The organism is Halonotius terrestris, assembly GCF_006861665.1.
GTDB classification, from domain to species: Archaea; Halobacteriota; Halobacteria; order Halobacteriales; family Haloferacaceae; genus Halonotius; species Halonotius terrestris.
Genome location: NZ_RKLU01000001.1, coordinates 221136 through 241436 on the forward strand (window position 1 = coordinate 221136; position 20301 = coordinate 241436).

Annotated in this window: 24 protein-coding genes and 1 pseudogene (1 of these 25 cut by a window edge); 13 read left to right on the plus strand and 12 right to left on the minus strand. The window is 64.0% G+C overall.

The features are described from left to right. On the minus strand, positions 1-387 hold the 5' portion of the coding sequence (locus EGH24_RS01140) for an inorganic diphosphatase (protein WP_142978336.1). The gene continues 144 nt to the left of window position 1, outside the view; only the first 387 of its 531 coding nucleotides appear in the window; the start codon lies at positions 385-387; its stop codon lies off the left edge, out of view. A 230-nt stretch (positions 388-617) separates the two neighbouring features. On the opposite strand from EGH24_RS01140, the gene EGH24_RS01145 reads away from it, so the two are divergent. Beyond that, a complete protein-coding gene (locus EGH24_RS01145) occupies positions 618-971 on the plus strand; it encodes a PadR family transcriptional regulator (RefSeq protein WP_142978337.1) in 354 nt (117 codons plus the stop codon). On the opposite strand, the gene EGH24_RS01150 is transcribed toward EGH24_RS01145, so the two are convergent. Together EGH24_RS01150 and rnhA are read right to left on the minus strand one after the other, a co-directional pair. Further along, positions 968-1603, minus strand: coding sequence for a DUF7108 family protein (locus tag EGH24_RS01150; RefSeq protein ID WP_246057864.1), 636 nt, complete (start codon positions 1601-1603; stop codon positions 968-970). The two genes, EGH24_RS01145 and EGH24_RS01150, sit on opposite strands and share 4 nt — an antisense overlap. Before the next feature lie 16 nt (positions 1604-1619). Further along, positions 1620-2210 (minus strand): ribonuclease HI, encoded by a 591-nt coding sequence (rnhA, locus tag EGH24_RS01155; protein WP_142978338.1) that lies wholly within the window; start codon positions 2208-2210, stop codon positions 1620-1622. A gap of 151 nt (positions 2211-2361) precedes the next feature. Here rnhA and EGH24_RS01160 point away from each other — a divergent pair, with 151 nt between their 5' ends. Both EGH24_RS01160 and nreA read left to right on the plus strand, forming a co-directional pair. Further along, positions 2362-3318, plus strand: a complete 957-nt coding sequence (locus EGH24_RS01160) for a transcription initiation factor IIB (protein WP_142978339.1) — start codon at positions 2362-2364, stop codon at positions 3316-3318. 279 nt (positions 3319-3597) lie between these two features. Continuing rightward, positions 3598-4860 carry a DNA repair protein NreA gene (nreA, locus tag EGH24_RS01165; protein WP_142978340.1) on the plus strand — a complete coding sequence of 421 codons (1263 nt, stop codon included), beginning with the start codon at positions 3598-3600 and terminating at the stop codon, positions 4858-4860. Between the two features lie 5 nt (positions 4861-4865). Here the strand turns inward: nreA and EGH24_RS01170 are convergent, their stop codons facing one another. The 4 genes from EGH24_RS01170 to EGH24_RS01185 all read right to left on the minus strand — a co-directional run bounded on the left by EGH24_RS01170 (position 4866) and on the right by EGH24_RS01185 (position 8408). Beyond that, positions 4866-5318, minus strand: coding sequence for a DUF302 domain-containing protein (locus EGH24_RS01170; RefSeq protein ID WP_142978341.1), 453 nt, complete (start codon positions 5316-5318; stop codon positions 4866-4868). A 72-nt stretch (positions 5319-5390) separates the two neighbouring features. Then, positions 5391-5690, minus strand: coding sequence for a DUF5789 family protein (locus EGH24_RS01175; protein WP_142978342.1), 300 nt, complete (start codon positions 5688-5690; stop codon positions 5391-5393). A 72-nt stretch (positions 5691-5762) separates the two neighbouring features. Continuing rightward, the gene (gene ftsZ / locus EGH24_RS01180) at positions 5763-6938 is read right to left on the minus strand and encodes a cell division protein FtsZ (RefSeq protein ID WP_142978343.1); all 1176 of its coding nucleotides are present in this window, start codon (positions 6936-6938) and stop codon (positions 5763-5765) included. 30 nt (positions 6939-6968) lie between these two features. Further along, positions 6969-8408, minus strand: coding sequence for a D-aminoacyl-tRNA deacylase (locus EGH24_RS01185; RefSeq protein ID WP_142978344.1), 1440 nt, complete (start codon positions 8406-8408; stop codon positions 6969-6971). An 84-nt stretch (positions 8409-8492) separates the two neighbouring features. Here EGH24_RS01185 and EGH24_RS01190 point away from each other — a divergent pair, with 84 nt between their 5' ends. Further along, on the plus strand, positions 8493-9299 hold the full coding sequence (locus EGH24_RS01190) for a shikimate dehydrogenase (RefSeq protein ID WP_142978345.1): 807 nt from the start codon (positions 8493-8495) through the stop codon (positions 9297-9299). A 23-nt stretch (positions 9300-9322) separates the two neighbouring features. Here the strand turns inward: EGH24_RS01190 and EGH24_RS01195 are convergent, their stop codons facing one another. Beyond that, entirely contained in the window at positions 9323-10132 is an 810-nt protein-coding gene (locus EGH24_RS01195; RefSeq protein ID WP_142978346.1) for a DUF7847 domain-containing protein, read from the minus strand. Positions 10133-10327: 195 nt separating this feature from the next. Between EGH24_RS01195 and EGH24_RS01200 the strand changes: the two genes are divergently transcribed. The 7 genes and pseudogenes from EGH24_RS01200 (at position 10328) to EGH24_RS01230 (ending at position 16488) form a co-directional block, all read left to right on the plus strand. Continuing rightward, positions 10328-11014 carry a helix-hairpin-helix domain-containing protein gene (locus tag EGH24_RS01200; RefSeq protein WP_142978347.1) on the plus strand — a complete coding sequence of 229 codons (687 nt, stop codon included), beginning with the start codon at positions 10328-10330 and terminating at the stop codon, positions 11012-11014. A gap of 44 nt (positions 11015-11058) precedes the next feature. Continuing rightward, positions 11059-12627 (plus strand): annotated as a pseudogene (locus tag EGH24_RS01205) (anthranilate synthase component I family protein). 31 nt (positions 12628-12658) lie between these two features. Next, a complete protein-coding gene (locus EGH24_RS01210) occupies positions 12659-13303 on the plus strand; it encodes an anthranilate synthase component II (RefSeq protein WP_142978348.1) in 645 nt (214 codons plus the stop codon). Next, entirely contained in the window at positions 13296-14267 is a 972-nt protein-coding gene (locus EGH24_RS01215) for an aminotransferase class IV (protein WP_142978349.1), read from the plus strand. The genes EGH24_RS01210 and EGH24_RS01215 overlap by 8 nt, the downstream gene beginning before the upstream one ends. Before the next feature lie 51 nt (positions 14268-14318). Continuing rightward, a complete protein-coding gene (locus EGH24_RS01220) occupies positions 14319-14768 on the plus strand; it encodes a Rieske (2Fe-2S) protein (RefSeq protein WP_142978350.1) in 450 nt (149 codons plus the stop codon). 63 nt (positions 14769-14831) lie between these two features. Beyond that, positions 14832-15512: a carbonic anhydrase gene (locus EGH24_RS01225; protein WP_142978351.1), complete on the plus strand. Its 681-nt coding sequence runs from the start codon at positions 14832-14834 to the stop codon at positions 15510-15512. Between the two features lie 76 nt (positions 15513-15588). Beyond that, positions 15589-16488: a DMT family transporter gene (locus EGH24_RS01230; protein ID WP_221886693.1), complete on the plus strand. Its 900-nt coding sequence runs from the start codon at positions 15589-15591 to the stop codon at positions 16486-16488. Between the two features lie 20 nt (positions 16489-16508). On the opposite strand, the gene EGH24_RS01235 is transcribed toward EGH24_RS01230, so the two are convergent. Both EGH24_RS01235 and EGH24_RS01240 read right to left on the minus strand, forming a co-directional pair. Beyond that, positions 16509-16925 carry a PIN domain-containing protein gene (locus EGH24_RS01235; protein ID WP_142978353.1) on the minus strand — a complete coding sequence of 139 codons (417 nt, stop codon included), beginning with the start codon at positions 16923-16925 and terminating at the stop codon, positions 16509-16511. 8 nt (positions 16926-16933) lie between these two features. Continuing rightward, positions 16934-17164, minus strand: a complete 231-nt coding sequence (locus tag EGH24_RS01240; RefSeq protein ID WP_142978354.1) for a DUF4256 domain-containing protein — start codon at positions 17162-17164, stop codon at positions 16934-16936. A gap of 222 nt (positions 17165-17386) precedes the next feature. Here EGH24_RS01240 and EGH24_RS01245 point away from each other — a divergent pair, with 222 nt between their 5' ends. After that, a complete protein-coding gene (locus tag EGH24_RS01245; protein ID WP_142978355.1) occupies positions 17387-17602 on the plus strand; it encodes a YgaP family membrane protein in 216 nt (71 codons plus the stop codon). A 31-nt stretch (positions 17603-17633) separates the two neighbouring features. Here EGH24_RS01245 and EGH24_RS01250 read toward each other — a convergent pair whose 3' ends face one another. Both EGH24_RS01250 and EGH24_RS01255 read right to left on the minus strand, forming a co-directional pair. Then, the gene (locus EGH24_RS01250) at positions 17634-17927 is read right to left on the minus strand and encodes a chorismate mutase (protein ID WP_142978356.1); all 294 of its coding nucleotides are present in this window, start codon (positions 17925-17927) and stop codon (positions 17634-17636) included. After that, positions 17924-18823, minus strand: a complete 900-nt coding sequence (locus EGH24_RS01255; RefSeq protein ID WP_142978357.1) for a shikimate kinase — start codon at positions 18821-18823, stop codon at positions 17924-17926. Before EGH24_RS01255 ends, EGH24_RS01250 begins: the two co-directional genes overlap by 4 nt. 159 nt (positions 18824-18982) lie before the next feature. On the opposite strand from EGH24_RS01255, the gene EGH24_RS01260 reads away from it, so the two are divergent. Continuing rightward, the gene (locus EGH24_RS01260; protein ID WP_142978358.1) at positions 18983-20290 is read left to right on the plus strand and encodes a hypothetical protein; all 1308 of its coding nucleotides are present in this window, start codon (positions 18983-18985) and stop codon (positions 20288-20290) included. The last annotated feature ends 11 nt before the right edge of the window (positions 20291-20301 follow it).

The following is a 20301-nucleotide window of genomic DNA, read 5'->3' on the forward strand; positions in this document are numbered from 1 at the left end:
CTGTTCGGGGATGTCGNCGAGNTCCTCGATGTGGTCGTAGCGNGGGTCCTCGCTCGGGACGGCGATGACCTTGTCGTCCTGCTCGCCGTCGTCGTCCATCTTCATCAGCGCCACCGGGCGCGCCTCGATGACGCAGCCGGGGAACGTCTGGTCCTCGACGAGCACGAGCACGTCGAACGGGTCCTCGTCGTCGTAGTACGACTGCGGGATGAACCCGTAGTCGGAGGGGTAGTGGACGTTCGAGTGGAGCACGCGGTCGAGNACGACNNCNGGGATGTCCTTGTCGTACTCGTANTTGTTNCGCTCGCCTTTNAGNCANTCAATCACCGCGTGGATCGTTTCCGGGGCGTCAGGGCCCGCGTCGAGGTCGTTCCAGAGGTTTGCCATGTGTAGGTGTTCTTCCGAAACCGGCCGCAAAACACTTTCGGGACTGCTGTTAGAGGAGTCGTCGCTGCGGCGAGTAGAAGCGATTCACCCCACCGTGAACTGCTGGCGTGAGCGAACAGACACTAACCACTGTTGTATTTCCCTGTTATATTGTCCAGTTGTTTACCGTCAGACGGGTGGAAATACCGGTTTTGCAAACCGTTAAATAGTTCGGTGACATGTTTACAGCTATGTCAGAGGCACAATCAATCAGTGATGGTTCGGGCCTGGCACGAGACTTGACCGCATTCCAACAGAACATCCTCGTTATCCTCGCAGAGGAGCCCCGCTATGGGCTTGCGATCAAGCGNGANCTCGANNCNTACTACGGNNCNGANGTNAACCACGGNCGGCTCTACCCCAACCTCGANGACCTCGTCGAGNTGGNGCTCGTCGANAAGAGCGAACTCGACAAACGCACCAACCAGTACGAACTTACGCAGGCTGGCTACGACGCCATCCTCGACCGCTTCGAATGGTCACTGGGCAAGTTCGTCACCGACAGCGACCGGGCAGACGACGTGCGTGACCTGATCGACGGTTAATTTTCCACATCCGCCGGCATCGTTGGGCATTCGGTGTCGGCGGCCGCAAACAAATACTCCAGAGAGGCATCGACGGCGGCCCGTTGGTCGGCTGTCGCCCACGCGTTGCGTGGGTAGTACTCTTCGGTAAATTCCTGCACGTGCTCAGCGGTGGCATCCTCGATCCGGGTGAGATAGTGGTTCCCCATGAAATCCGCGAACGCCCGGGCGTTCGCCGCGTGCGGTGAGCCGTGTTCGTCGGCGACGCGTTCGACCAACTCGGCGTTGGCAGCCTCGATGGCAGCCCAGTCGTCGTCGCCGGCGGTCGCCGACAACGACACCTCGACCGCGCGGTCGGTATCCTCAACGCGCTCCAGTCGCACCGTGTCGCCGTCGAGCCATGCGTCGGGATACAACACCAGCGTCTCGTCCTCCTCGCGGAGTCGCGCCGTGTAGTCATGCTCGGCCAGCGTGTCGTCGCGTTGTGCTCGGTAGGCCTCCTGTTCGGCTTCGTCGCCGACCTGCCGAGCGAGTCGAGTCAGCCGTTCGGCTTCGTCAACGACGGTTTCAGGGAGGGGGTTGTCAGCGTCGTTCGACTCGTCTTCCGCCGTCTCAGGTGTCGCGTTGTCAGTCGGTGAATCGTCGGGTGTCATATATGGAAAACCTCGGTTAGGTGTCGAAGGCGTCGTTTGCGAGTTCGTCGGCGCGTTCGTTGACCTCGCGGGGGACGTGAGCGATCGACCAGCGATCGAAGGCAGCGAGCAGTTCGTGGACGCGCACGCGACGCTCGCGGAGGTCCGGATCGTTCGTATCCCACTCGCCGCGGACCTGTTTGACCACGAGTTCGCTGTCGCCGCGGATGTCGATCTCGCTGACGCCGTAATCGCGGGCGGCCTCAACGGCCCGGATCAGGGCCGCGTACTCGGCTTGGTTGTTCGTCGTCTCGCCGATCCGCTGGCCGCCGTCGGCGGCGATGCCGTCGCTGGTGACGATCACCCAGCCGACCGCTGCGGGGCCGGGGTTGCCGCGGCAGGCCCCGTCGAAGTAGACGTGTGCGCGGCCGCCGCCCTCCTCCAACAGGAGCGTCAGTTCGGTCGGGTCGGCCCCTTGGACGACGACCTTGTCGTCGTAGGCGACGGCGACCGCCTCGCCGCGTTCGGCGCGCCACTGCTCGTGGGGCGTGTTGCCGGACTCGACTGTGACCCCGGCGTCTCGAAGGCGGTCGGCGGCAGCCGCGGGATCACACGTAATCGTCGGCATAGTCGGTTCTATCGGATCGGTGTTGAAAGCTAATTCGCTCTCGATAGCGACGCGCGCCGCAAAACCATCGCCGTCGCCGACCCATCGAGATATATGACAGCAATTGACACACAACCTTTAACAAAGGATAGTCAACAACTATATAAGTGTAATGACACGGCGACAACGGTCCAACCGAGAGCCCCAACGGCAGGCTGACGAAGAGACGGAGGAGGACATCGACCTCGACAACGTCGATCCCGACGAGGTCAAGCGGACGGCCGATGACGAACTCATCCACGAGCCGACGGGGCTGATACTCGAAGAGGACCAGATCGATCGGGGGCCGGAGTGGCGGGCATTCAACCACTCGGAGCGNCAGNNGAAATCNCGNGTNGGNGCGCCGACGACNNANACGATGCACGACAAGGGGNTGACGACGNNNATCGACTGGNAGNACNAGGACGCCTACGGCCGGTCGCTGTCGTCCGAAAAGCGGAGCCAGATGCATCGGCTCCGCAAATGGCAGGAGCGAATCCGCACCAAGGACGCCGGCGAGCGGAACCTGCAGTTCGCACTCAGCGAGATCGACCGCATGGCGAGTGCGATCGGCGTCCCCCGCTCCGTACGGGAGGTCGCGTCGGTCATCTACCGCCGCGCGCTCAACGAGGATCTGATCCGCGGGCGCTCAATCGAGGGCGTCTCGACAGCCGTCCTCTATGCGGCCTGCCGAAAGGAGGGCATCCCGCGCAGCCTCGAAGAGATCGCCGAGGTCTCCCGGGTCGAGCGCAAGGAGATCGGCCGGACCTACCGCTACATCTCCCAAGAACTCGGCCTCGAAATGCGACCCGTCGATCCCAAGAAGTACGTTCCGCGCTTTTCCTCACAACTCGAACTCAGCGAAGAAGTTCAAGCAAAGGCCAAGGAGATCATCGACACGACCGCCGAGCAAGGACTCCTCTCCGGGAAGTCGCCGACCGGATTCGCCGCCGCCGCGATCTACGCCGCGTCGCTGCTGTGTAACGAAAAGAAGACCCAACGCGAAGTCGCCGATGTCGCCCAAGTGACCGAGGTCACGATCCGCAACCGGTATCAGGAGCAGATCGAAGCGATGGGCATTCCGACCTGAACGACGGAATTTGTTTTTCGGCGGTACTCAGTACGAACAAACAAGCAACTGGGTAGCCGGTTGACCAACCGCCACTCCTGGCGGACTGAAAGGGCGAGGCTCTCTCGGCGAACCCGGACGACGCAAGCACCGCAACGAGCAACGCGAGTGAGGAGCGCAGCGAGTCCCGGGAGTCGAGAGAGCCGAGGGCTTTCTACACGATACAGTAGATTCGTAGCTGGACACGACTTCACCGACTGACCGAATATTCAAGCCGACCGCTATCCCAACTTCGTATAGATGCGGCTTTCGGAATTCATCGAGATCGAGCGGAACGAACGCGCCGAGCGTCGTCGCCTCGCCGGCGAGAAATCCTATGAGATTCTCGAACGCCTCGATGGCGTCCAAAATCAGTTCGCCGAGATCAGCGGCGGTGACGCCGTCGGTAGCGTCTCACCCTCGATCTTCGTCGGCCGCGCGGGCTACCCGAACGTCTCGACGGGCTTGCTGTCGCCAGTCGGCAACGAGAGCGACGCCGGGCAGTTCGTCACCGACGGCGCGTGGTACGAAGAAGGCGTCAGCATCGGCGACGTGTTCGAACGCCGTACCTCCCTACTCAACGCGAACCAGACTGCGCCCGTCGAGACGAACGTCCACGACACGTGGGAGGGTTTCCTCGGCGTCCAGCGCGAGGTCGCCCTCGCGGATCGACCGGTCGGGATCGAAGTCGGCCTCGACGGGTCGCCGGAACTCGAGCTCGCCGACAGCGTCGACGACGTGTCGGCCCCGACGGGGCCGCGAGCACGCGCCAACGACGCAAGTCTGACCGAGAATCCCCACGTCCCACGCCCCGTGAAAAAGACGCTCGAAGACGACGACTGGCGAGCGACGGGGGCGATGAACTACCTCTACAACCGGGGGTTCGACGTCTACGAGATCAACACCATCCTCTCGGCGGGCGCGCTCGGCCAGAGCGAAAACCGCCGCCTCGTGCCGACGCGGTGGTCGATCACCGCCGTCGACGACACCGTCGGCCAATATGTGCGAGGTAAGCAGCGAAACGCCACGAGCGTCGATACGGTGTCGGTCTGGCACAACGAGTATCTGGGCAACAGCTTCTGGATCATCCTCGCGCCCGGCCAGTGGGAGTTCGAACTCGTCGAATTCAAAGCCCCTGGCAGCGTCTGGAACCCCGATCCAGCCGCGGGCGTCTGGCTCGCCAGCGACTACGAGGGCCACGAGGGGCGAACGCAGTACGTCGAGGAGACGGCGGGCGCGTACTACGCCGCGCGGCTGGCCGTCCTCGAATACCTCGATTCCATCGACCGACAGGCGAAGGCCCTCGTCCTCCGGCACGTCTCCGACGACTACTGGGGGCCAGTCGGCGTCTGGCAAGTGAGAGAAGCGATCCGCCACGCCTTCGACGGCGACCACGCCGTCAGCGAGACGTTCGACGACGCGGTCGCGGGGATCACTGAGCAGCTACCGGTGAGCCTCGCTGATCTGCGGCGAAAATCGACGCTGGCGGCCGGGCGACAGACCGGCCTCGACGCCTTCGAATAGCCGGCTCAGACGTCGCCGTCGAGTTCCGCGAACACAGCCGCCACCATCTCGCCGGTGTCGGCGATGATCTCGTCCATTGCTTCGTCGTCGGTCGGCAACCCGAGCAGGCGGGCGATCTTCATGATACTGAGGTGGTAGACGCGCTGGACGCCTGGCTCCTCCTCCCAGATGATCATGTTGCAGGGAAACAGCGCGCCGATCCGGCCGTCGGTCGCNTCNAGNGCNCGGTCGGCNANCNCNGGNTTACAGGCNCCGAGCACGTAGTACGGGTCACGGCCGGCGTCGACCTTCTCGTTGAGCATCTCCGAGGGNGAGAACTCGACNGGNANNCCGAACCCGNNGTCGNNNNANACCTCGCGGACGTGTTCGATGGCTGCCTCGTGATCCATCGCCAGCGTCGTCTGTTTTTCGCCGTACTCGTCGGGATCGATAGCAGCGGGATCGATGGGGAGCGTCATGACTCTGCGTTGGTGCCGCGTGAGCAAAAGGAAGCGGGTCGACGCGCCGAACAGCAACGGAGCCCGGAGACGTTACTCGGTGGCGACGGGTTCGCGGCCGACGACGTCGCGGACAGCGGCGACGAACGTCTGCCGACGATCGAAATAGGTGATATCGACCGATTCGAGGATCGTCGCCAACGACTCGGGGCCGTCGGGCGTGCGGATCTCGGTATCGCCGAACTTTTCGAGGATGTCGCTTTTCGTCTGTGGCCAGGTGAGTCGGGCGGCGACGCGAGCGATCGGCGCGCCCGCAACCTCGCGGCCGTCGCCGAGTTGGACCGTCGGCGTGTCGTCGGCGTCGCCGTCCCCGTTGGCGTCCTCGTCTGACATAGGCGTGGCTTCGGCTGGTGTGGGCCTAATGGTTTCGATAGGAACCAAACGGCGACGGCAACAGGAGCGGAGTTATTCGACGAAGTCGATATCGTCGTCGTCAGCCGGTTCAGGGTCGGCGGACTGCTGGGCGGTTTCGGCCTGCTCTTGGGCGACTTCGCTGCTGCCGTAGATCTGCGGGGATTCGACGCCGGTGACGACGATCATCGTCCGCATCGTGCCCTCCAGTTCCTCGTCGATGGAGGTCCCCCAGATAATCCGCGCGTCGGGGTCGATCCGGTCGTAGATCTCTTCGACGACGCCCTCGGCCTCCTCGATGGCCATGTCGTTGCCGCCGGTGACGTTGACGAGCGCGGAGTTCGCGCCCGAGATGTCGACATCGAGCAGCGGCGACCGGAGCGCGCTTTTGACCGAGTCTTGGGCCTTCGATTCGGAGTCGGATTCGCCGAGGCCAATCATAGCGACGCCGCCTTTCTCCATGACCGTCCGCACGTCGGCGAAGTCGAGGTTGACGAGGCCGGGTTTAGTGATAAGTTCGGTAATTCCTTTCACCGAGCGCATCAGGACTTCGTCGCTGACCTGGAAGGCTTGCCGGACGGGGAGTTTGCCGACCGCATCGAGCAGTCGGTCATTAGGGACGACGATGACTGTATCGCTGACGTCCCGCAGGCGTTCGAGGCCGGCCTCGGCGTTCGTGCGCCGGACTTCGCCCTCTGCGGTGAACGGCGTCGTGACAATCGAAATCGTGAGCGCGCCGGAATCGCGGGCGGCCTTGGCGACGACGGGGGCCGCACCAGTTCCAGTACCGCCGCCGAGGCCAGCGGTGACGAAAACCATATCCGAGCCCTCGATGGCGTCGTAGATCTCCTCTTGGCTTTCGAGGGCGGCCTCTTCGCCGACCTGCGGCAGCGAGCCCGCGCCACGACCCTGAGTCTTCTGTTGGCCCATCAGGATCTTGCTGTCGGCCTCGATGTCAACGAGGTGCTGCACGTCGGTGTTGGCCGCGACCAGCTTCGCGCCCTGAATACCCTCCTCGGCCATGCGGTTGATGGTGTTGCCGCCACCACCGCCGCAGCCGACGACGGTGATGTCGGTTTGGAGGTCTTCGAGAACGTCCTGTAGCTCCTCGTCAGTCATCGAGCCGGACTGGGGGTTGCCGCTGGGGGGCCCGTCGAGTTCCTCGGAGTCCTCGGCTTCCGCCTCGGTATCCTCGGCCTCGTCGATAGCGTCGTCAACGATAGAGTCCATTACTGTCCGTGGCTTGCGAACCAAGCCTATTTATCTTTCCCCATTCGTCAGCCGCCCGTCCGACGCCGTCTCAGCCGTTACAGCTGGTTGATACGAATCCGGCCAGTCGACCGAAAACCGCTCGATCCGCTCGCTTTCGACGGACTCGGGGGTGATCTCCCGGCCGTTGACCGTCACCGCCTCGCCTGAGGCCAGCCGACCGAACTTCGGTCCCTCCGGCACGCCGAGGGTTTCGGCCTTCCCCGGATCGAAGCCAGTGTCCCGGCAGACGACGCCCTCCGCTGTTTGCTCAACCGATTCGTACTCCGTCGCCAGCAACGCCACCAACCGGTCGACGAGTTCGACGAAATCCGCGGAGTCGGCGACGAGCGCGCGATCGGCCGGCAGCGTCGCCCCTTCAGTCGTCTCGTAGGCGATCGTCGTCTCGACGACGGCCGCCAGTGTCGCGTCGGTGTCCATCCCGTTTGCGGCCCCGATGAGGTCGTCAGGGAGCGAGACGACCGTCCACGCCTCGGTTGGGTTGTCAGCAGCCACACTCCCGTCGCCGAACCGAAGGCCCGCTGCGACCGTCGAGAGCGTTTCCTCGGCTGCGTCTACGACCGCGAGCGGTCGTTCGCCGACGGTTCGGAGCCACGTCTCGCTGACGACGCGGTAGCCGAGATCGTCGATGACAGTCTCCAGATCGGGTTTTTCGCCATCAACGACAGCGAGTTCGGCATTGCTCGCTGCGAAGGCGGCGTCGATCACATCGCGGTTGGCGGCGGGATCACCCATCGCCTCAAGTTGCCAGTCAGCACCGATGTGGCCGACCGCCCAGTCGGTGTCTACGACGATCCGATGGCAGCGCGGCGTGTAGTGGCCGCCGCCGAAGCCGACGACGTGCCGCGGCTCGGCGACGCCGTCGGGGCGGTAATCCGCTGCGACGCCGCGCAGGTCGAGGACGGCCTCGGCGATCGCTCGCGCGGCATCCGCGTCCTGCCATTGCTCCTCGCCGCTGCCGAGTTCGACGAACATCGACGGGATCGCACAGTCGGTCGGCCCGTGATGTGTGCATTCGATGCCGACCTCGTAGTCGTCGGGCGCGTGCTCGCCGAGGGCAGCGACGACGGCCTTGTGCGCTCCCGGCGCGGCGCGGGCGAAGGCACCGTCCTCGCCGCCGTACTCCGCGGGCCCGAAGTTGCCGGTGACGTGAGCCGTCAGCAGCCGGCCGGTCTCGCCGGCGTGCCGGGAGACGAAGACGATGAAATCCAGATTGTCCGGGTCAGAAAACGCTGGCGCGGGATCGCCGAGTTCGATGTGGATGGTGTCGAACTCCCGGAGTTCGAACCCCTCGGTCGTGTAGTAGGTACCGCCGCCGTCGCTGTCGGCGCGGTCGGTGTCCTCGTGGGCTGTCCACTCGCCGACCGCCCGGAGCTGCTCGCCGATATGCGTCGAGGCCTCGTCGGCCCGGCTGACGACGATTCCGATCACACCCGGACTGAGAGACCGATCAGCAAAACGCCACCGGATCGAAGAACACAGGGAATTTACTCGCTGGCCACCCGACGGCGTCGTATGGATGTGTACGGAATCGTCGGCAACCCCGTCGGCCACTCGGTGTCGCCACCGATGCACGAGGCGGGCTACGCCGAACGCGGACTGGATGCAACCTACGTCACGTTCGAACCCGCCGAAGACGAAATCGAGCAGGCTATCGACGGCGCGGCTGCCCTCGGCATCGCCGGCCTCAACGTCACGATCCCATTCAAACAGGACGTGTTTGAGCTCGTCGAGCCCGACCCGCTGGCCGCCCGCATCGGCGCGGTCAACACGGTCGCCTTCCCCGAGGAGGGCCCGCCGCAGGGGTACAACACCGACGCGGCCGGCGTAACGCGCTCGTTCGACCACCACGATGTCGCCATCGACGGCACAGAGGCGGTCGTCGTCGGGGCCGGCGGCGCGGGCCGAGCGACGGCGTTCGCACTCGCCGACGCCGGCGCGGACGTGCATATCGCCAACCGAACGGTCGAACGCGCCGAGGAGCTTGCCGCGGAAGTCAACGGCGCGACGGGTGGCGGCCTCGACAGCTTAGACCAGATGGTTCCGGCGGCTGACCTGCTGGTCAACGCAACGAGCGTCGGGATGGAGGAGGACGAAACGCCGGTGCCTGCCGAACTGCTGCACGAGGAGTTGGCCGTCCTCGATGCGGTCTATACGCCGCGGGAGACACGGCTGCTCCGGGACGCCGCCGCCGGGGGAGCGACGACGATTCAGGGCGCGTGGATGCTGCTGTTTCAGGGCGTGGAAGCCTTCGAAATCTGGACCGGTGAAGACGCACCGATCGACGCAATGGATGACGCGCTGCGGGACGCCTTAGAATAGAACCCCAGTCGAAACCCGATCCGTCAGAGCCGTGCGTGCGACGGTTCGGCGATATCGCGGTAGAACGTCACCGAGTACGTCGCGTAGAACCCGCCGAGCAGTGCGAGCACGAGGATATACACCACAGCCCCGCCCACTAACAGCGGCAGCGACACCTCAGGGAGGGCCGACTGCAACGCCGGTTGGGGCGAAAACAGTAGCGACGCTGCGGCACCGATGCCGCCGGCGAGACCACCGCCGCCGAATACGATGACTGCGTAGCCGACCGCGCTCAGCAGGTTGCTGCGAACGAGACTGATACTTCGCTTGAAGCCGTCCGTGACGGACGTATCCTCAAGCACGATCGCATGGGCGTAAAACTGAATCAGCAAGACCGCTGCGAGGTAGGCGAGACCGAAAAGCAGGCCGATGAGACCGATGCCGACGAGTACGGCCGTGCTCGGCTGCCCGCCGCCGATGACTGCTCCAGCACCAGCAACGGCGGCAACGATCCCGCCGAGAAGTGTGAACGCGAACACCACGGCGATCACGACGACGTAAGCCAACAACAGCGAGATGTAGTTCGATTTGCCGACATCGATCAGCGTCCCGAGATCGGTCGTCCCGGTGCGGGCTTCGTCGGCCATCCCAAGCATCCCGCCCTGATAGAAGGGCAAAAACAGCAGGAACACGCCACTGAACAGCAGCGAGCCAACGCCGGCCAGCAGCGGCGACATTGACTGGAGGGCGAACTGCGGCAGTTGAAGCACACCAACGGCTGCAGCAACGACGAGAATGATCGGGTTGCGAACGAGACTCCCAATGGCTGGTTTCAGGGACCGAATTGCGGCCATGTGTGGCGATTTGGGCATCGATATATGAACGTTTTGAACTGTCGTCTCCGATGACTCTCCGGTAGCTAGTCACGAACAGTCACGGTCGACAAAAAACGGCCCAGTAAGCGCGGCTTACCAAGCGAGCCCTCCAACGGTCTCGACTGTTCGGAGTGTGACCGGTTTTTAAATAGCGTCATCGTGTATCTATCCGTAATGGCCCTACTCAGCAAACTGAAATCGCTGCTTGGAATCGGTGGCGGCTCCGACGACCGCGAGACAGAAACAACGGTCACGGTCGAACACGAATCCGATGCGCCGGGCGACGACGCGGCGGCCGAACCCGAATCGGAGCCAGTCATCGAGGACGAACCGACGACCGACGCTGCCGAGGAGCCGGACACCGAATCCCCAGCTGACGAGGGCAGCGAGGACGAGCCGGAGGCAGATATCGACGACGAACCCGAAGCGACCGGCGAGACCGAACCCGAGGTCGACGTCGACGACGCAGAGCCCGAAGCGGATGCTGACGAGACAGAAGCGGCGGCGGAAGCGGAACCCGAGACTGACGACGACAGCGAACCCGAGGTCGCCGACGACGAGGGCGACGCCGAGACTGAAGCCGATACGGGTGCGGAGACTGACGAGGACGAAACCGAAACGGCCGAAGCGGACGAGACCGAAACGGACGAAGCCGACGCCGCTGACGACGCGGACGAGTACAGCGACGAGCCGCTGGATTCGATCAAGGGCATCGGCCCGGCCTACAGCGAGCGACTCCATGAAGCCGGCATCACCTCCATCGCCGAGTTGGCCGAGGGCGACGCCGAGGAGATCGGCGAAGCGATCAGCGTCTCGCCGAAAACGGTGAGCAACTGGATCGACCGCGCGAGCGAGAAGTAACCGGTCACGAAACTGTTACCCGCCGGCGGCGACAGGGGGCGTATATGCAATCGCCGACTGTCGTCACCGAGCGGGCGGCGTTCCGCTCGCTGGCGGCCGACGCTCCGCCGGGGGCACGCATCCCGGTCGAACTCCGGGTCGCCGTCGCCGATCCGTTCGCAGCCTATCGGCGGGCCCGCGACGGCCCCGGCGGCGTCTTTTTCGAAACGACGGGCGGGCAGCCGGGCTGGGGCTATTTTGCGGTCGAGCCGGTCGAACGACTGACAGTCACCCCCGAAGCCGTCGTCGCCGACACCGAACGCGCCGCCGAACGGGCAGCCGGCGGCGACTATCAGCGCGAAACGCCGTCGCTTGCCGCCCTCGCTGGCCTGCTCGACGGCGAAACGCTCGTTCGTGGCGACTGCGAGGTGCCCTATCCCTGTGGCGCGTTCGGCTGGCTTTCCTACGACATCGCCCGCGAACTCGAAACGCTCGATGGCGACGCGGCCGACGACCGCGGGCTGCCGCGGCTCCAAGTCGGCGTCTATGACTGCGTGGCCGCGTGGCCCGAACCACACGATGACGCCGCCGACCTGCGAATCACGTGTTGTCCGCGCATCCCCGAAGAAGCGGATGCCGATGCTGTCGACGACATCTACGACACGGCTGTCGAGCGGGCATCGTCGCTGGCGACGGCAGCCCGCGATGGTGATCCCGACATCGGCCAACCGCCGGTCGAGGCCGACGATGCCGAATTCACCGGCGACACCAGCGAGGCCGTCTTCGCCGACCACGTCCGACAGGTGAAGGAATACATCCGCGACGGCGACACCTTCCAGACGAATCTCTCCCAACGGCTGACCGCGCCCGCAGCCGTCCACCCGGTCGCCGCCTACGACGCGCTCCGGGAGGTCAACCCCGCGCCCTACTCGGGATTGATCGAATTTTCCGGGCGGGGCGAGGACCGCTGGACCGGGATCGATCTCGTCAGCGCGAGCCCGGAACTCCTCCTCGAACGCGAGGGCGACCGCCTGCGAACCGAACCCATCGCCGGCACCCGGCCGCGCGGCTCGACAGCGACGACCGACGACGCACTCGAAACCGACCTGCTGGGCGACGTGAAGGAGCGCGCCGAGCACGCAATGTTGGTCGATCTTGAACGCAACGATCTCGGGAAAGTGAGCGACTTCGGCTCCGTGGAGGTCAGCGAGTACCGCCGGATCGACCGCTACGCCGAGGTGATGCANCTCGTCTCGCNNGTNGANGGCCGGCTCCGCNNGGANCNCNNNCTNGNCGACGCCNTCGCNGCGANGTTTCCGGGCGGCACCATCACCGGCGCGCCGAAGCCGCGGACGATGGAGATCATCGACGAGGTCGAGGCGACCCGNCGCGGCCCNTANACNGGGNNNATGGCNNNGTTCGGNTTCGACGGCCGCGCGACGCTNAACATCNTCATCCGGACGCTGACGCGGCACCGCGACCGGTATTACCTCCGTGTTGGTGCCGGGATCGTCCACGACTCCGATCCAGCAACCGAGTACGAGGAAACCCTGGCGAAAGGTCGCGCACTCGTAATGGCTATCGACGACGCACTGGCCGACCGCCGGCTGACCGTCGAGGAGGCGGCGAAATGAGCGCGGCGGAAACGAGCGCGGAGGTGGCGGCATGAGCGCGGATTCGCCGGCAGCAGCAACGGCCGGGCTCATCGACGGCAACGTCGCCGATGGCCCGCGCGTGCTCGTGATCGACAACTACGATTCGTTCGTCTACAACCTCGTCCAGTACGTCGGCGAATTCGCCGGCGAGGTGGCAGTGCGGCGCAACGACGCCGTCGACCGCGACGGCATCCGCGGGATCGACCCCGACGGAATCGTCCTCTCTCCGGGGCCGGGAACGCCACAGTCCGCTGGCGTCTCGATGGACGTATTTGACTTCGAGTGCCCGATCCTTGGCGTCTGTCTCGGCCATCAGGCGATGTGTGCGGCCCGCGGCTCCCGCGTCGGCCACGCGCCGAGCGTCGTCCACGGGAAATCATCGACGATTACCCACGACGGCAGTGGATTGTTCGCTGGCCTCGACAGCGAACTCAGCGTCGGTCGCTACCACTCGCTGTGTGTCGAACGCGGCGACCTCCCGGACGAACTTGTCGAAACCGCTCACACGGCCGACGACCGCGAGATCGTGATGGGCGTTCGCCACCGCGAGCAGCCGCAGTTCGGTGTCCAGTTCCACCCCGAAAGCATCCTGACCGACGACGGCAAGGGGATGGTTGAGAACTTCGTCGATATCTGCGAGGGCACCAATGACTGATCCTGATTCGAATAACCTCGTCTATCACGTCGACGGCGAGTTAGTACCGGCCGACGAGGCCAGCGTCAACGTCGCTGACCGCGGCTTTCTCTACGGCGACGCCGCCTTCGAGACGATGCGTGCCTACGGCGGCGAGGTCTTCGCGTGGGAAGCTCACGCCGACCGGCTGCAGAAGACGTGTTCAGTACTTGGATTAAAGCACGGACTCGCCACCGACGACCTCCATGGGCGGATCGAAGAAACGCTCGCCGCCAACGATCTCAGCGAGGCCTACGTCCGGCTGTCGATCACCCGCGGCGTCCAGCCCGGCAAACTCACGCCCGACGAAACGGTTGATCCCACGGTCGTTGTTATCGTCAAACCGCTGCCTCGCGGCGGCAGCGACGGCCAGCCAGTCTGGGACGAACCGGCGACGCTCCAGACAGTCAAAACCAAGCGCGTTCCCGACGCTGCGATCCCGGCGCGAGCGAAGACGCACAACTATCTCAACGGCATCCTCGCGCGGCTCGAACTCCGGGTTTCCGACGCTGACGAGGCGATCATGGTCGATACCGACGGCCACGTCGCCGAGGGTGCGACGAGCAACCTGTTTTTCGTCCGCGACAACGCGCTCCGCACGCCGAGTCTCGACGGCCCGGTGCTGCCGGGGATCACCCGCCGAGTCGTCCTCGATATTGCAGAGGAAGAGGGGATTCCAGTCGAAGAAGGCCAGTACACGCCCGACGAGATCCGCAACGCCGACGAGGTCTTTTTCACCAATTCGACGTGGGAGATTCGACCCGTGGATATCGTCGATGGGATTCGGATCGGTGACGATGCCGGAAGCGACGACAGCAACGACGCTGGCAACGACGGCAACGACGACAGCAACAACGAGACAGCGGGTTCGACCGCTGCGGGCCCGATCACGACACTGCTCTCGCGGCTCTTCGATGCCCGCATCGACCGCGAGTACTACGACTGATCGCTGCCGGGAACTGTAGGGTTAAACCGCCGCGGTCGTTATCGGCCGCCAATGAGTGCTGACGGGGGAATCGCGCCGGTATCGGAGGTGCCGACGGACACCACGTTCCTGTTCCGTGTGCGGCCGACTGACGCCGACGCTCGACAGACCGCCGACAGGGAATCCGGTGCGGTCAGGGAAGCGATCATGATCAAAGACGACGAGGGCGTCGTCGGCTGGCTCAACTACTGCCAGCACTTCCGACATATCAAACTCGACAAGGGCTCCGGCGCGGAGATGCGAAACGGGGAGATCATCTGCACCAATCACGGGGCGTACTTCGAATCCGACACAGGGTTCTGTAACTTCGGCCCCTGCGAGGGCGCGTACCTCAGCGAAGTCGATCTCGCCGTCGAGGACGGCGTCGTCCAACTCGTCGACGACGATTACGAGTTCGTCGGCCGCGGCGGGATCGAAACCGATCCGACAGACCTAAAATCGAAATCGAACCGCGAGTTCTAATGCGGGATCCGGCTGACACCGGCGAGTATCAAGCTATATAGAGCGGTTCGTATTTGATACGGTATGAACCAGTTCGTCAGGGAGTTGTTGGCGGGCAACGCCGCACACGCTGCGGCGTTCGACGGCCGTTTCGATGATCTGCAGGAGGGGCAAACCCCCCGGGCGGTCACTGTCTGCTGTTCGGATTCGCGTGTGCTGCAGGACGCAATGTGGGACAACACGGAGCCGGGCACCCTCTTTACGTGTGGCAACATCGGCAATCGTGTCATCCAGGAGACCGACGAGGGAACGGTTGTCTCCGGGGACGTGCTCTACCCGCTCGCGCATACCGGCACTGAGACCGCCGTCGTCGTCGGCCACACCGGCTGTGGCGCGGTCACTGCCGCCTACGAGGTTCTGATCAACGGACTCGACGAGCCGGCCGGCATCGAACACTGTCTCGAACTGCTGAAACCCCATCTTGCGCCGGGGATCGAACGGCTCCCCGACGACCTCTCACGGGAAGCAGAGATCAACCGACTCGTCGAGTACAACGTCGACCGCCAGATCGAACACCTCCGCAACAGCACCGATGTACCGGACTCCGTGACGGCCGTCGGTGTCGTCTACGACTTCCAGGATCAGTACGACGGCAAGCGCGGCGAGATCCACGTCATCAACATCGATGGCGAAACCGATGTCGACGCTCTACAGGCCGCCCATCCCGAGATCGAATCCCGGATCGAGCGACTCTGGGAGTACTGAGCCGCCAGCCGACGCGACTGCCCTGCCCACCCGCTCGCTGCAACTCATTTATCACGTCCGTCGTCAAAGATCGATTGTGAGCACCACACGCGATGCCGGGCTGTTCCTCCTGTTGTCGTTCCTCTGGGGCACCTCGTTCATGGCGATCAAACTCGGCCTCGAATTCATTCCGCCGGTGTTGTTCGCAGCGGTGCGGTACGACGTGACCGCGGTGCTGATGGTCGGCTACGTGGCCGCGACGACCGGCGAGTGGCGACCGCGAAGCCGGGCCGACTGGCTGACCGTCCTCGTCGGCGCGACGCTCATCATCGCGCTCTACAACGCTTTTCTATTTATTGGCCAGCAGGGCGTCACCAGCGGTGTTGCCGCCATCCTCATCGCCATGAACCCGATCCTCGCAACGGGGTTCTCGCGGGTCTTGCTCCCACAGGAACGTCTCGGCGGGATCGAAACAGTGGGTCTTCTGCTCGGCTTCCTCGGTGTCGGGGTGGTCGCCTTCCCCGAATCCGCGGGTCCGCTCGCTGCCGACCTCGTCGCGCCGGCGTTCGTCCTGCTGGCGGCGGCCTGTGTCGCTCTCGGAAGTGTCGTCGTCCAACGCGTCGATAGCGACATCGGCACCGAGGGCATGGTCGCGTGGTCGACCGCGCTGGGAGCCGTGCTGCTGCACGCGATGAGTGCCGGCCTCCCGTCGGAGTCCGTCGGCGACGTCGCCATCACGCCGGCCGCAATCGTGACGGTGGTGTATCTCGCCGTCTTCGCCAGCGCGGTCGGCTACGTCATCTACTTCGAATTGCTCGACCGCCTCGGAGCCATCGAGATCAACCTCGTCTCGTACACAGTCCCCGTGTTCGCCGCTCTCTCGGGATGGCTCGTGCTCGACGAATCACTCGATATCGCCGCTGTTGCTGGCTTCGTCGTTATCTTCGCCGGCTTTCTGCTGTTGAAGCAGGCAACGATCCGTGAGCGGATTGCCTGATCGGATCGCCCGTTCGGTCGTCAGCGCGTCTCAAAAGCGTCGATCACGTCGCTTGTCGAATATGTATCGACGACAGCTTGTTCGTCGAAATCAGTGTCGTCGCTCCAGATGGCCGCGTCGGTAGCGAGCGCACACGCAACGTACAACACGTCGTCAGGATCAGTTTCGCCGATCGCCGCTTCAGCCGCCTCAATAGACGAGTAAAACTCGTGGGCGGGAACGATGTCGATATACTGGAAGAGGAGGTCGATGAACTGTTCGACTCGATCCGGGCTCATGCCGGATTTCTCGGCGATCAACCCCGTGTAGTTCTCGATTTCGTCGTGAACGAAGCCCGGAGTGAGGAGGTCCGGTTCGAGTGTAACGAGGAGTTCACGCGTCTTCGAGTCGGCGATGAGCGCGGAAATGACGACGTTGGCATCGACGACCAGTTTCATTCGTCGGGCTATTCGGACTCGGGTTCAACGCGGTCATGCGCGCTCTCGTTGATCCGATCGGCGATCTCCGCCACGTCGCTTTCGGTGAGTTCGCTGCCGGACGTGAGTTCGGCCATCACGTCAAGCGTCTCGATTTTTTCCTGAATGGCTTGGCGCGTGACCTCGCTCCAGTTGATCTCTGGATGCTGCTCCATCCGATCTTTGAGGTCATCATCGACGTTGACCGTGATACTTGGCATACAGAAATCTATGGTAACACAGAATATTGTGTGTTTTGGTGTTTTGAGTCACCAGCTTTCGCGCCGTTCGGCTCTGGTTAGACATCGAACTGCTGGTGCAAGTTCATCCACCGTTTCGAAAGAACAGTAGTCACAGCCGACTCCCCGCTGAGTGAAGGTGCGCGTACCTGCTTGGTAATAACCAAAACAACCCCTATGTCCTTTGTCGCCCGAAGTCGATACATGCAGCAAAACGTTGGCGGACTCGACCGAACCGCACGCATCATCCTTGGACCAGCACTCCTTGTGGCAGCACTCGCCGCCTTCACCGGCTACCTCGCCGTGGGGACAGTCGTCGGCGCAGTTTCCCTCGTCGCCGGGATTCTGCTGGTCGTTACTGGGACAACGCAAAAGTGCCCCGCGCACAAGGTGACAGGAATCGACACGTATCAAAACTAATCCAGCAACAGACGTCTCGTGAGAGAGCCTCTCAGCGGCTCTCGCGCTGTTCGACCTTGTTCAACTCGATCAGCAGCCGGAAGACCGTTTTCACCAGGTTGGAATCGAGGTCGAACTTAGCGGCGTTCTCGCCAGCGCGTTCCATCACCGCATCCTCTTGGCTCTCGTCGGTCGTCGGTAGATCGCGTTCGGCTTTGACATCGGCGATCGTTTCGGCGACGTAGGTGCGACGGGCGATCAGCTCGACGATCTCCCGGTCGATCGATTCGATCTCCTCGCGCAGTTCCTCCAGGCTCATCTCGTCGGGTTCGGGGTTCGTACTCATTGGATGGATGCTCCAGTCGTTCGGGTAGTCGTCTCGATCAGCGTGCCGTCCCGCTCGGCCCATGATTCGCGGACAGGTGCCAGCGACGCCTCGTCGCCGACCGCAACGACGCTCGGGCCGGTCCCGGACAGCGAGACGCCGTGGCAGTGCGGCATGGCCTCGACGGTCGGGTCGGTGTCGAAATCCAGCGCGGCCGAGTACGCCAGCCCGTTGACCGTCATCGCCTCGCCGAACCGACCGTCGAGAGCCAACTCGGCGACGAGATCGGCCATGCCGGCGACGTTCTCACAGCGGTCAACGTCGGCATCCGCGCTGTAGGCGCGCTCCGGTGGCGTCCAGACGAGCACCGTCCAGTCGCGCGTCTCTCGGGCGAGCAGTTCGTCGGCGGTGTTGTCGGTGACGACGACGCCACCGAGCATGCTCGCGCTGGCATCGTCGAACGCGCCGGTGATCGTGACACCAACATCGCGGGCGGCCTCGACGCCGATCCGGCAGGCGTCGATTTTTGTGATCGCGTCGCCAGCGGCTGTGTCGGTGCTGTCGGCGACATCGTCGGCAACAATATCAACACCAAGTGCGTCGAGCGTCGCCAACACAGTTGCGTTAGCGGCAGCACTCGAACTCTTCAGCCCGGCGGCCATCGGCACCTCGCTGTCGGTGGCGACGCTGCCGCCCTCACCGTCGCCGAAGCGGTCGACGACGCGTTCGACACAGCGTTCGATCAGGCGGGTGTCGGCGTCAGGCGCGCCAGCGATCTCGCCAGTTACCGTCTCGGCGTCGGCCGCGAGTTCGACGGTTGCCGTCGTCTCGGCGTCGATAGCGAAGGCCGAGCCCTGTCCGGTCGCTAAGGCGTTGAGCACGGTGCCGGCACCGGGCGCGGTTGCGACGCCGTTCATACCGCTACCGGCGGGCGGAGCGATCAAAGAGGTGGCGATTCGAGGCAACCGCGGGACAGTGGTTATATACTCGCGGGCCGAACGAGGCGGTATGCATCCCCTACGAGGTATCGCCCAGCACCAGCCGCCGTCGCTGAACCACGCCGACAACGGGTGACGATGGCTGGACGCATCCGGCTGGTGGCCGCGAGTACGGGCCTCTTTCTACTCGCAGTACTCGCGCTGACCGTCGCCGTCGGCCCGGCGAGTGCAGCCATCGCTGCCGACGGCTCGGCGGCGACGTATCAGACGACCGATGCCGACGGCGAGTTGGTCGACGACCGACTCAGCGACAACGGGGTCTACTGGCAGGGCCAACGCCTCGCGCTGGGGAACCTGAGCGGCGATATCGCAAACACCACCAACCGAAGCGACGTTTCGACCCTCCAGCTACGTCGCTACGATACGGACGAAAACGAACTGGGCGAGCTCGTCCGCCAGATCGACATCGAATCTGGCAACCGCTCGCTGGAGACCGATGACCTCAACGGTACCTACGTCCTGCTGGCGGGCGATCAGCGTGAAGAAGTTCTAGAATTCGAAAACGGCCGCGTCAACGGCACCGTCGATGTCGAGTCGGCCGCACCGTTCGAACTCCTCGTCCAGACGCTTTCGGCGGAGTGGGAGGCGAGCCCGCCGAGTGCCGTCGGTTCGGATCGTCAACTGGAGATTCAATCGAATCGGCTTCGGTACAACCTGAACGTCAGCAGCCCGGATCTCAACTACACCCAGTTAGAAACGGCGTTCATGGACACCCGCCGGCTCCGGAGTCAAAACGGCCCGTTCGACGACCGGCGGCCGTTCGAACAGCCCTACCGCATGTACGACATCTACGAGGTCGACGGCGTCATCGTCCTGCGTGGGTTCTCCGACGGGGCACTCCAGCCCGATTTCAGCGGATTCGACCGCTTCCCCGAGTCCATCCGGGTCGAAGTGACCGATACGGGCGTCACCGACAGGGCAGTGCTCTCGACCGGTGCGGTGTCGGGTGGGCCGTTCAACATCACCGAAGTAACGGTCAGCGAGACCGTCGAAACCGGCCAAGAGGTAACGCTGGCGGCGACGATCCGAAACGACTGGCAGGAAGACGACACCAGAGAGATCGTGTTCCAACTCGGCGAGCGGCGGAGTACGTTCGAAACCCCGATCAAAAGCGGTGAGTCGACGCGGATCGCAACCGAACTGACGGCACCCGACTCGCCGGGGGAAGTCGAGTACGTCGTCTCGACGGAAGGCAAAGAGGTTCGTGGAACCGTCACCGTCGTGGATCCGAACCCGGAGCAAAGTAGCGATTCATCCGGGAACGAAACGGACAGTGACAACGGTATCATCAACATCGGGATCAACCTCCAGATCGGGCGAACCGGGATGGGTGGCATCATGACCGCCCTGTCGCTGCTGACGGTCATACTGTTCCGAAGACGATGACGACAGGCGCC